Annotated in this window: 9 protein-coding genes; 5 read left to right on the plus strand and 4 right to left on the minus strand. The window is 70.3% G+C overall.

From position 1 onward, the window contains the following. The first annotated feature begins 722 nt into the window (after window positions 1–722). The 3 genes from AC07VM_RS10340 (at window position 723) to AC07VM_RS10350 (ending at window position 3,302) form a co-directional block, all read left to right on the plus strand. Window positions 723–1,526 carry a helix-turn-helix domain-containing protein gene (locus AC07VM_RS10340; RefSeq protein WP_494911053.1) on the plus strand — a complete coding sequence of 268 codons (804 nt, stop codon included), beginning with the start codon at window positions 723–725 and terminating at the stop codon, window positions 1,524–1,526. A gap of 196 nt (window positions 1,527–1,722) precedes the next feature. Beyond that, window positions 1,723–2,229 (plus strand): hypothetical protein, encoded by a 507-nt coding sequence (locus tag AC07VM_RS10345; RefSeq protein WP_494911054.1) that lies wholly within the window; start codon window positions 1,723–1,725, stop codon window positions 2,227–2,229. Between the two features lie 83 nt (window positions 2,230–2,312). Beyond that, window positions 2,313–3,302 carry a MauE/DoxX family redox-associated membrane protein gene (locus tag AC07VM_RS10350; protein WP_494911055.1) on the plus strand — a complete coding sequence of 330 codons (990 nt, stop codon included), beginning with the start codon at window positions 2,313–2,315 and terminating at the stop codon, window positions 3,300–3,302. 65 nt (window positions 3,303–3,367) lie between these two features. Here the strand turns inward: AC07VM_RS10350 and AC07VM_RS10355 are convergent, their stop codons facing one another. Continuing rightward, window positions 3,368–4,438 (minus strand): acyltransferase family protein, encoded by a 1,071-nt coding sequence (locus tag AC07VM_RS10355; protein WP_494911056.1) that lies wholly within the window; start codon window positions 4,436–4,438, stop codon window positions 3,368–3,370. Window positions 4,439–4,487: 49 nt separating this feature from the next. Between AC07VM_RS10355 and lepB the strand changes: the two genes are divergently transcribed. Further along, the gene (gene lepB / locus AC07VM_RS10360; protein ID WP_494911057.1) at window positions 4,488–5,171 is read left to right on the plus strand and encodes a signal peptidase I; all 684 of its coding nucleotides are present in this window, start codon (window positions 4,488–4,490) and stop codon (window positions 5,169–5,171) included. 8 nt (window positions 5,172–5,179) lie between these two features. On the opposite strand, the gene AC07VM_RS10365 is transcribed toward lepB, so the two are convergent. The 3 genes from AC07VM_RS10365 to AC07VM_RS10375 are packed head-to-tail and all read right to left on the minus strand — an operon-like array spanning window position 5,180 to window position 9,726. After that, the gene (locus tag AC07VM_RS10365) at window positions 5,180–6,307 is read right to left on the minus strand and encodes a hypothetical protein (protein ID WP_494911058.1); all 1,128 of its coding nucleotides are present in this window, start codon (window positions 6,305–6,307) and stop codon (window positions 5,180–5,182) included. A 49-nt stretch (window positions 6,308–6,356) separates the two neighbouring features. Continuing rightward, on the minus strand, window positions 6,357–8,240 hold the full coding sequence (locus AC07VM_RS10370; RefSeq protein WP_494911060.1) for a DUF4012 domain-containing protein: 1,884 nt from the start codon (window positions 8,238–8,240) through the stop codon (window positions 6,357–6,359). A 31-nt stretch (window positions 8,241–8,271) separates the two neighbouring features. After that, window positions 8,272–9,726: a lipopolysaccharide biosynthesis protein gene (locus AC07VM_RS10375; protein WP_494911061.1), complete on the minus strand. Its 1,455-nt coding sequence runs from the start codon at window positions 9,724–9,726 to the stop codon at window positions 8,272–8,274. 150 nt (window positions 9,727–9,876) lie between these two features. Between AC07VM_RS10375 and AC07VM_RS10380 the strand changes: the two genes are divergently transcribed. Beyond that, on the plus strand, window positions 9,877–10,962 hold the full coding sequence (locus AC07VM_RS10380) for a glycosyltransferase (RefSeq protein WP_494911063.1): 1,086 nt from the start codon (window positions 9,877–9,879) through the stop codon (window positions 10,960–10,962). The last annotated feature ends 10 nt before the right edge of the window (window positions 10,963–10,972 follow it).

Below are 10,972 nucleotides of genomic sequence, written 5' to 3' on the forward strand. Positions count from 1 at the left end.
CAAGCCTATCCAGCATCCCCCACGGCCCGGACACGAAGCCGACGGACGTCTCGGCGGTCGGGGTTGCCGCGGACGAAACGCACATTCCGCGCAGAAACAACGCACATTGCGCGCTTTTCCCCGCTTCCCCGCACCGACCGATCGCGCGGCCCCTAGCTTGACTCGCACGGGGGGCTCCTGGGGGATGCAGACAGTTCGTGTCGCCTCTCCGATCACGCACGGAACACCATCTGCATCGATCAGGAGACCACGGATGACCGAAGACGTTCACCACGACGCCGGCCTCTCGCGCCGCCCTCCCACGAAGGGTGCCGCACGGTCGGCCCCGATCCGGCACGCGCCTCCACGGACGCGTGCGTCCGCGCGGTCGCAGGCTTTCCGCCGACGCTGACGGGCGACTCGGGGCGACACTCCGCGCGCCACGACGACAGCGATCGCCGTGCCCGGTCGACCCGGAATCCTGGGGCTCCGGGGCACACCCGATCCGACAGCTGAACATCGGTTCAATCAATCCCCCATCCGCGTCGGCGGGGCTATATCCTTTCGGCAGCGAGGACGACCGGCAGTGGAGAGGACCTCCCCTTCCGCGTCGCTCTCGCGGGGGGCCGACCTCCTGTAGAGGACGTTTCGTGAACAGCAAGATCGCACGTTCGATCGATGATCGAGAACTCTCGATGCACGGCATTCGTCGCATCGGAGATCGACCTGGCCTGCGCTCGAGGGTGCGCACGTCCGGCGGAGTCCTCCTGCTCGGGATGGGCGGCGGGACGTCGGAGCTCAGCATCGACACCGGCACCGCCTACCCCGACCACTCCGTGTTCGCGTTCGTCGAGGCGCAGGCGCTGTGGTCCAGGCTCGACGGCGAGCCGTGGGTGGAGACGGAGGGCGGACTCGTCATCGCACCGCACGGCATCACCCGACGGCTGCGCTGGGCGGGGAACTGGCGGGTGACGGCGGCGCTCGTCCCCCGCTCGGCCATCGCGTCGTTCACGCCCTCGCTGCGTCCGGACGCGAGCGTGTACCCGGAACGACGGCTGCTCGACGCGTCGATGCAGCGCTTCGTCGCCGGGCTCCTGGATGCCGACAGCCAGGCGTCCGCGATCGAGCAGTACGCGATCGAGCAGCTGGTGATGGAGATGAGCGGAGCGCTGCTGCTCGACCGCGTCGGGGCTGCGACCGGTCAGGGCACCCCGCACGAGGTGCTCCGCGAGCGGGCGATCGCCGTGATCGCCCAGCAGTGCGGCGACCCCGCGCTGAACCCCGCTCGTGTCGCGCACGAGGTCCAGTCGTCCCTACGCCAGCTGCAGCTGGTGTTCTCCGAGTCCGGCAGCAGCGTCGCCGGGGAGATCCGCCGCCAGCGCGCACGCCTCGCGCACTCCCTTCTGATGGACAGCCGCTACGACGTGCTGAGCATCGACCAGATCGCACAGCGCGCCGGCTTCCACTCCCCCATGAGCCTGCGGCGAGCGCTCGACGATGCGTATGCGTGCACTCCGCGCGCCCTCCGCTCGAACCGTCGCGCCTGACGCCGCCCGCCCGCGAAAGCACAGTTCGCGCAGGTTGAGCGCACCCTGCGCGTAGTTCGCCGATCGCCCCTCGGATGCCTTTCCCGTCGCCCTAGCTTGAGGGCACGAAGGGGCTCCTGGGGGATGCAGACAACGTGTCGCCTCTTCACGACACCGCGGGAAACCGCATCTGCATCCAACAGGGAGGGGCACTCACGTGACCGAAGAAATCAAGCAGGACAAGGGAATCTCGCGCCGCACGATCGTCAAGGGCGCGGCCTGGTCCGTCCCCGTCATCGCCGCCGCCGTGGCCACGCCGCTCGCGGCCGCATCCGGCGACATCGAGGTCGGCGCATTCGCTCTCAACGGGACCTGTGGCGTGCTCGGCGTCCTCGGCCCCGGCTTCACGCTGACCGCAGGGCCCACCACCCCGCTGCCCGTCGGCACGACCGTCACGGTCACCGGCACCGGCGTCGCGAACATCGGCGTCTTCAGCGTCACCGGCGGCACCGCGAACGTCAACGTGCTCTCGGGCACGAGCCGACAGATCACACTGACGTCCGCACTTCCCGCGGGCGCGACGATCGATTTCCGCACGACGCTCTCGATCTCGGTCGCGTTCACCCTGAACGCCGCCGCCACCGTCCCGGCCGGCTACGTCGGCACGGGTGCGAAGACGGCGGGTGGCGTCAGCTCCACGCTGATCCTCTGCTCGGCCAGCTGAGCGGACGACGCGACGACAGCATCGCCGCGCAGAGCGGCCGGTCCCGCATGGGTCCGGCCGCTCTGCCGATCCAGGAGAGCCCCATGAGCGTGTTCCTCGTTCCGGTCGCGGTCTTCCTCGCGACGGTGTTCGCCGTCAGCGCGCTCGGCAAGCTGCGGGCCGCCGACCGGGGTCGCGCCGCTTTCACCGCCCTGCGGATTCCCGCGCGCCACGCGACGGCGGCCGCCACGGTGCTCATCGGCGTCGAAGCGATCGTCGCGGTCGGGCTCATCACCACGACCGGCATCGCCTTCGTCGGATTCGCCTCCGCAGCGCTGGTGCTGTCAGCAGCCCTGCTGGTCGCCGTAATGCGCGCGCATCGGCTCGGCGCCACCGAGGACTGCGGCTGCTTCGGCGACTGGCTCCCCGCCGCGATCGGCCCCCGGCTGATCGCACGCAACGTCATCCTCACCGTCATCTCCGGCTGTCTGCTCTCGGTCACGCTCTTCGGCGTCGCCGCCTCGGTCCCGGTCGGAGTCCCGTCGGCGCTGGTATCCACGACGTCCACACTCACGACGCTGGGCGCGGTCGGCTCCGGGCTGCTGATCGCCGTCGGGGTGTGGTCCCTCGTCCGGGCGTCGAACCCGGAGACGTCGACGAGCGGATCGCCCACGCGCGGTTCGGGAGCCGTGCTCCGCGTCGACACGGCCGAGATCATCGATGTCCTCGCCCCCTCCTCACGCGCCCGGCTTCTCGTGTTCGTCGCTCCGGGATGCCATGCCTGCGGCGCCGCGCTGGAGTCGCTCCGCGGCGCCGAGACCCCGCTCGGTGCCGTCGTCGACATCTACGTGATCCAGCGGGTCGCCCACGGTTCGGCGACCGCCCAGTGGACCCACGACCTCCCGGTGTCGGCGCGCTTCGTCCTCGACGTCGGCGGATCCGTCGGCGCGACCCTCGAGATCGGCCCCGCGACCCCCGTCGCCGCCCTCATCGGCACCGACGGCAGGCAGACGGGCCCGCTGGCAGTCGGCAGCGACGAGATCGACATGCTCATCGACAGCATCCGGGCACTGGTCGACATGCCCTCCGTGTGAGGGCGCCCCGGGTCCTCCAGCGCACGCACACGGCCGCACACGATCGGAACCAGCCGCAGGTGCGCTCAGTGCGCGCGCAGCAGGGGCTTGCGTCGGCCGGTGAGCCACCCCATGACCCACTCCACCGGTCCGGTGCCGACGAAGCGCCACCAGAGCCAGCCGACGAGGATCATCCCCGGCACGATGACCAGCCATCCGGGGAGGAAGTTCTCTGTCGGCCGCCCGTAGGCCTGCGCCCACAGCGCGATGAGGCCCACGTGCAGGAGGTACAGGCTCAGGGCGACCTGGCCGCACGCGATCAGCGGCACGAAGACGGGGTGCCAGAAGCGTCTCGCCCCCTCGCGTCGGACCGTCGCCGCACACACGACGATCACGTAGACGGCGAAGACGAGGCCGATGTCCTTGAGGGTGTCGAGGTAGTCGCCCGACTGCACGCTGCCCAGCCGCTGGCCGATCCCCCACGCGAGGTAGGCGAGCGGTGCGACCGCCGCCATGACCCACAGCAGCCGATCGCGCTGCAGGCCGTGACGGATCAGGAGCGCGCCGATCAGGAACATCGGGAGCAGGTTCACGACGCGGTACTGCGGCCCGAGGAACAGCCATGTCATCAGTTCGCGCACGGGCGCCGGTGCCGTATAGACCCAGGTCCACGACCGTGCCAGCTCCGGCAGCGGCTGGCTGGCGACGAAGAGCACCGCCACGACCGAGATGACGACCGGCGTGCGGGCGAGCAGGATCGGCGCGCCGATGATGATGAGGACGCCGAGATAGGCGAGCACCACGGCGACCCAGGAGCCCCAGGTGGCCATCCAGACGCCGAGGAGGATGAGGAAGAGCCCCCGCAGCACCTGGTGCAGCAGCGTGATGCCCCGCCGGCCGCCGTGGCGCCACACGATCTCGGCCGACATCCCCATGACCAGGGCGAACAGCGGGGAGGCGACCTCGCTGAACATCGCGGTGACGAAATGCGCGGCCCACGGGATGTCGGGCAGGAAGGAGGCGGCGTGCGCGATGAGCATCGCGATGATGGCGAATCCGCGCAGGACGTCGGGGATGACGAGGCGCTCCGACACCGGCCGCTGCCGGACCGATCGCTCCCCCGGGGGCACGAGCGTGCTCTCGGATTCATGGACCATTCCCTGACATTATTGGGTGGACCGCCGTCCGCGCGACCAGGAGACCGAGATGACGACTGGAGAGGCCCCCGCGCCGCGCCGTCGCCGTCGGGCCTGGGGGCTGTGGATCAACGTCGGCCTCGCCCTGGCCCTCGCCGCGATCATCGTGGCCTTCGTCGGCCAGCCGTCTTCCGGGTCGATGTCTCCGACCCTCGAGCCCGGCGACCGTCTGGTCGTGAACCGCCTGGCCTACATCGGCTCGGACCCTGCTCCGGGCGACATCGTCGTGTTCCGCCCCGACGACGCCTGGGGCGACAAGCCCACGGCGGGCAACTGGCTCTCCGGCGCGCTGCAGTGGGTGGGCGAGACGACCGGCATCCGGCCGTACGTGCTGGTGAAACGGGTGATCGCCGGCCCCGGGCAGACCGTGGAGTGCTGCGACGCCGAGGGACGGGTCCTCGTCGACGGCGAGCCCCTGGAGGAGCCGTATGTCGTGAAGGACCTGCCGTTCACGACCGGGGCCCTCGACTGCGAGTCGACGCCGAGGTCGGCACGGTGCTTCCCCGAGGTCACGGTGCCCGACGACGCGTACCTCGTGCTCGGCGACAACCGTGCGAACTCGGATGACTCGGTGTTCCGCTGCCGTGGTGCGGTCGATGCGGATGAGAGCTGCTGGCGCTGGATGACCCGCGACGACGTGTTCGGCCGGGCCGGACCGATCCTGTGGCCCGTGTCACGCTGGGGCGGCCCGTAGCGGGCGCGTCAGGGGCGCCGTGCGAGGGTGACGGCCGCTGAGAGCACGCGCCGGACCCTGGACAGGGAGCGGCTCGCCCACGAGGCGCTCGGCTCCTCCCCCGCGGCGCGGAGCACCTCGGAGCTCGGCCAGATCAGTCGGCCGAGCACCGCGGGACGCTGCCGGAGCGGCACCGTGCGGAGCGCGCGGAGGTGCCGGTGCGGAGCCGAACCGGTCAGCCGCCAGGCCCAGTCCGCGGGCGGCCGCGCGTCGGGATATGCGAGGTCGAGGTCGGGGAAGGCCCGTTGCAACGGGGCTTCGAGGGCGTACACCGCGTTCAGGCGCTCCGCCATCTCGACCGTCTCGGGACCCGCCGCCACCAGGACCGATGCGGCCTCCTCGAAGTGCGACTCCCCGGCGGGCGTACCGATGAACGGGCGGACGCTGTGCAGCGCGGCGATGATCCCGTGCGCGGCGCGGCGCGGGGTCGCGCACACCGTCCCGGCGAAGACGCGCGGCTCCGACTCCGCCAGCACCGCGTCGAACGCCTCCCCGCGGTCGACGTCGATGCCCGGGTAGCGGGTGTGCACGTCGATGGCACACCCCCACTCGCCGGCCGCGAGCGTCAGGGAGTGCGTGACGCCGGTGCCGGTGAAGGGCGAGAGCAGCGGCGTCCAGCCCCATTCCCGCATGGCCTGCGCCAGACGAAGGTCATCGCCCGGTCGCACCCAGCAGTCGACGTCGCCCGAGTGCTCCCGATCGCGCAGTCCCTGCGCGTGGAGAGTCGGGCCCTTGATGAAGAACACGTCGATCGAGTGCTGCGCCGCCACCCGCGCGATGAGGGCGTAGACGAGTTCATGCAGGGGCGAGGTGAGCCACGGTCTCCCGAGCTCCTCGATGCGCGCGGGATGGCGCGGGTCGCGCGTCGCCACGCCCATCTCCTCGAGCGTCGTGAGGATCCCCTCGGCCTCCGGGTCGCTGTCGAGTCCGCTCGCGTCGTCGGAGGCCAGTGTCCGCCACACCTCGGCGCCGGCCCCCATGAGGAACACGGGCGAGGCCGGATGCACCGGTACGACGACGAGTTCGAAGCCCTGCTCCTCGAGCTCGGTTCCTCGAAGGTCCAGGGCTCCGAACGCGACAGCTGTCCAACTCGGCATTCGCCAATTCTGTCAGGTCGATCGTCGCGTTCCGCGGAGCGTGCGACGACTACTTGCAGTTCGGCTCGTCGATCGTCACCGGGGTGTCGCGCACCATCGGGGTGTGATGGACCGTGGTCGGCGCGAAGTCGGTCGCGGTGCTCCCCTCTGCACCCGACATCGTGACCTGCAGCGTGGCCGTCGTGGAGGGCGCGAGGACGACGTTCAGCCGCACCGCGTCACGTCCGAGGTGGGTCGTGTGCGCGACGGCGTCGTACGCCTTGCCGTTCAGCGTCCATCCCTCGATCGTGGCGCCGACCGGCGTGTAGACGATGAAGTCGGTGCCGATGTTGCCGGGGGTGAAATACGGCCCCGTGATGTAGCGCGGAAGGTCGCGGGCGGCATCGGGGGTGATCTGATTCTCGAGCGTGACCGTCGTGGTCCAGGTCGGGACGGCGGCGGTGCACCGGTCCGCCTTCACATCCACCGCGGCGTCGACGTAGTAGTCCATCTTCGAGCCGGTGGTGTCGTTGAAGAACACCCCGACCGCGCTCTCGGTGTCGTTCGTCGTCGGCAGACGCCCGGAGAGCGGGGACTCGCCGAGCAGCGCGGCCTCGTCCTCGTCGGCGCTCCAGAGCTTGAGGCACCCCTCTTCCGTGGCCCTGGTCAGCGCCGCCACCATCGGCAGGGGCTCGATGCTGCCGCCGGTGAGGGCGCCGAAGACCGAGAGGGAGACGGCGGAGAAGAACCGGTTGGAGTCTGCCCCGTCGGGGTACTTGAAGTACGCCTCGTTGAGGAGCATCGGGGCCGCGTTCTCGCTCGTGAGCACGTCGCCCGTCGGCAGGGTGATCGGTCCGGTCGCATTCAGCATGTACGAGAGACCGATCGGGTCGATCGAGATCACGCCGTCGATCTGATCGTCGTGCAGCGTCGACCACCAGCCCTTCGCGAGCGCGGCGCTCGTGGGGAAGTCCGGGGTCGCCGTCAGGTTCGCGATCCAGCGGGCGATGATGTCGGAGTACAGCGCCTCCGTCTCGCCGTCGATGGGGACGACGGGCTCGGGGATGTCGAAGTCGAACTCGGTGGCGGCCGCCTCGCCCACGATCGACAGGGCGCCGTTGTCGACCCTCAGGAGGATGAACGATCCGGGACCGCCCCCGCTCGCCCTGACCTCGGCGTTGCCCTGGAACATGACGAGATAGTTGCGCGGCCCGGAGGCACCGAGCGCATCCGGGAGCAGAGCGACGACATCGCCGGCCGGCTCCGCGACCGTCCGGATCTCGGTGAGCGCCGTGTCGACCTGCTCCACACCGGAGCGCACCTCGTCCAGCAGCGCGTCCTGATCGAGGGCGGCCAGGCGCTTGTCCGCCGCGTCGGTTCCCGCGACGATCTGATCGAGCAGACCGGAGAGCGACTGCAGCGCCGTGACATCCATCTTCCCGCCCGAAGGGGCGAGAGCGGCGATGCTGACACCGCTCGCCGGAACGAGCACGTCGTCGGCGAGGGAGACGGCGACATCGGCGACCGTGCCCACGGCACGGAGGTTCTCGAACGGCGGGAGCGGGATGGACTCGAAGAAGTCCCACACCTTCCCCGATGCGGCTGACTGCGCTCCGGCGGCCTCCGTCCGGAACGCCGCGGCGGCCGTGGCGGCCGCTTCGGAGTCCGAGGCGAGCATCGCCGTCTTCACCTCGGCGACGTGGGGCATGGCCGCGAGCAGGTGCGATCGCGCCTGCGTCGCCTGCGAGTAGATCCGGCTCCCCGCCCACACCGCGGCCACGGCCAGGGCGACGAGGAGCACGCACACGATCGTCACCCAGAGCCAGACGCGGCGACGGCGTCGAGGGCGGGGCGATTCGGGGTCGGCGGCAGCGGTCGTCGGAGCGTCGGAGGAAGACGCGCGCAGAGCACGCTGCTCCCGCCGCGTCGCAGGCGGAAGGCTGGGATCAGTCACTTGGCGATTCAATCATGGTTGTCTGCGAGCCTCACGCGCGACGGCGGAGGCGACTCAGGAGGATCCGGACGGAGCGGTGCCGGACGAGTAGCCACAGGCCCGTGAGCACGGCAGCTCCCAGCACCGAATACACCGGGCTCAATTCCCACTGCTGTCCGAGAACGGCGAGGGCGAGCGTCCCGGCCAGCACGACGACGACGAGGATCATCTCGCCGGCCCAGGCCATGCGGTACCGCCGCCACGCGATCACGAGGGGGATCGCCGCGATGACGACGGTCCCGGCGGCGAAGCCGAGAGGGATCGCCACCGGCGAGCCGCTCGGGATCAACACCACCCACACCACGACGCCGGTGACCGCGCCGATCACGCTCGACACCGCGGATGTCGCCATGCCGCGGTTCGAGGATGCCGTGACCGTGCTCACGGCGGGTACGGCGATCGTGCTGACGACGATCGCGGGCAGCACGAAGAGGATGATCCAGGCGGTCTGAGGGAACTTCGAACCCCAGATGAGAGACACCAGAAGCTCGGACAGCACGGCGAGCGGGATGAACAGTCCGACCATCACGGTGATGACGATGGACGTCACGGCGCCCAGGCGGAGCTTCACCGCCTCTGCCGTGCCCACGCTGTGCGTCGCGGCGAGCGCGGGGAACAGCACCGCGGCGAGCGCGGCGGCGATGACTCCCAGCGGCGTGGTCATCGTCATGGCGGCCGAGTACTGTCCGACGAACGACAACCCCTGGGAAGCACCGCCGACGAGCACCGCGGCCTGTCCGAATCCCGTGCTCGCGAGGGTTCCCACGACCGACAGCGCGACGAACCCGCGGATCTCCTTCGCCAGCCCGCCCGTGAGGCGCCGGGACGCCCGGCGCGGCCAGGAGAAGACGACGAAGGCGAGGGGGAGCGCGATGAGGGGAGCCATGACCCACACGTCGCGGACTCCGATCAGCAGCAGCACGACCGTCGCCGTTGAGCTCAGGATCGCGATCGTGAGACTCCACTTCGCGAGCCGCGCGCCCTCGCCGCCTCCGAAGTGGAGGCCCTCGACGAACGCTCGACCGGCGACGGCGATGACCATGAGGCCGCTGAGCAGGGCGACGGATCCGCTGCCATGATTCCCGAGCAGGACACTCGCGCTCACGACCAGGGCTGCCGCGGTCGACGCGAGCAGCACCCGACGAGAAAGATGGGCGGCGACGGCCCGGGCCGTCTCGCGCTCGCCCTGGGCACCGAGGCTGGAGAGGTACCTGCTCGCCGCGCCCCCCGCCGGGTAGACCAGGGCTGCGATCGATGCGCCGGAGGTGACCGTCTGCGTGAGACCGAGCAGCGCTGTTCCCCCGAGTCGACCGATCGCGACGTTGACGAGAAGGGTGGCGATGCCGGGTGCCAGTCTGCTGATCAGAGCGAGCATCCCCTTGCGTCCGAGAGCATCCGTCGTCGTCCGGTCGTACTCCGGGCGCGCGAACATCCTCGACACGGTCACCGCACCTCATTCTCCGGATTCGCCTCAGGAAGCTCACCGGACGGTCCGGGCGCCGGGACGCCGGCTGACGGGTCTGAGAGCCCCGGGCGATAGACTATCTGCACACGGTTCGGACACGACCGTGGCGAGCCCCCGACTGAAGGCCCCGTCGTGAACCGAACGCTCTCGATCGGTCCTCTCAACTCCGCGTCGCAGGCGAGCGCCTGGGCGCGCTCGTTGAAGGACCGGACCACGCACGAGGCCTTCACCGTCGCCTTCGACGGCCCCGTCGCGAGTCTCCTCCGCGATCGACGCGTCAACGACCGTGCCGATCGCTCGCTCCCGCACTATCGCCTGGCCCCGACATGGTTGCGGAGAGCACGGGTCCGTCGGCTCATCGGCGAGGCCACGCACCACCTCAACGAGAGCAACATGCCACTCGCCGGCGATCCGCACACCACGCGCTTCACCGACGAGGCCGAGACCTACCGCCGGCTCGGTGTGAGCCCTGCCGTCGTGTTCCACGGCAGCGACGCCAGGGACCCGCAGCGGAGCATCGAGCTGAACGAGCACTCGTTCTTCACCGAAGCCGATCCGGAATGGACACGACGGCTGGGCGAGCAGGCGAAGCGGAATCGCGCAGCGGTGGCGTCGGCAGGCCTGCCCACCTTCGTGACCACGCCGGACATGCTCGAACATGTCGAGGGATCGACACTTCTCCCGATCACGCTCTCGCTCGACGGGTGGGCCTCCGAGGACACTCCCCTGGACCGGCCCGTACCTCGCGTACTCCACCGCCCGAGTGCCAGCGCCACGGCCACGAAGGGGACCCGGCACATCGAGCGCGCCCTGGAAGAGCTCGAGCGCCGGGGCCGGATCGAGATCGTCCGTTCCGGTGTCGTCTCGCATGACGCCATGCCCGCCCTGCTGCACAGCGCCGATATCGTGATCGACCAGATCCAGACGGGGGCGTACGGGGTGATCGCGATCGAGGCGATGGCTGCGGGACGCGTCGTGATCAGCAGTGTGTCAGAGCACACCCGACGCGTGATGGGCGACGAGGTTCCCCTCCTCGATGCGAACCCGGACACGCTGCGGTCCGTGCTGGACGACGTGCTCGACGACCGGGATCGCGCGAGAGAGATCGCCACGAGCGGACCGGAGTTCGTGAGGCGCTGGCATGACGGCACCGCCGCGGCCACAGTGTTGAACGACTGGCTCTGCCGGCCCGACCGCCGAGAACTGGTGTCGGGATAGACTTCCCCTA

This window comes from Microbacterium sp. GW821-FHT01D02 (assembly GCF_059422585.1).

Coding starts and splice junctions, on each gene's coding strand:
- AC07VM_RS10355 (WP_494911056.1), bottom strand. CDS start 4,438: ATGGTCCATGAATCCGAGAGCACGCTCGTGCCCCCGGGGGAGCGATCG.
- AC07VM_RS10365 (WP_494911058.1), bottom strand. CDS start 6,307: ATGCCGAGTTGGACAGCTGTCGCGTTCGGAGCCCTGGACCTTCGAGGA.
- AC07VM_RS10350 (WP_494911055.1), top strand. CDS start 2,313: ATGAGCGTGTTCCTCGTTCCGGTCGCGGTCTTCCTCGCGACGGTGTTC.
- lepB (WP_494911057.1), top strand. CDS start 4,488: ATGACGACTGGAGAGGCCCCCGCGCCGCGCCGTCGCCGTCGGGCCTGG.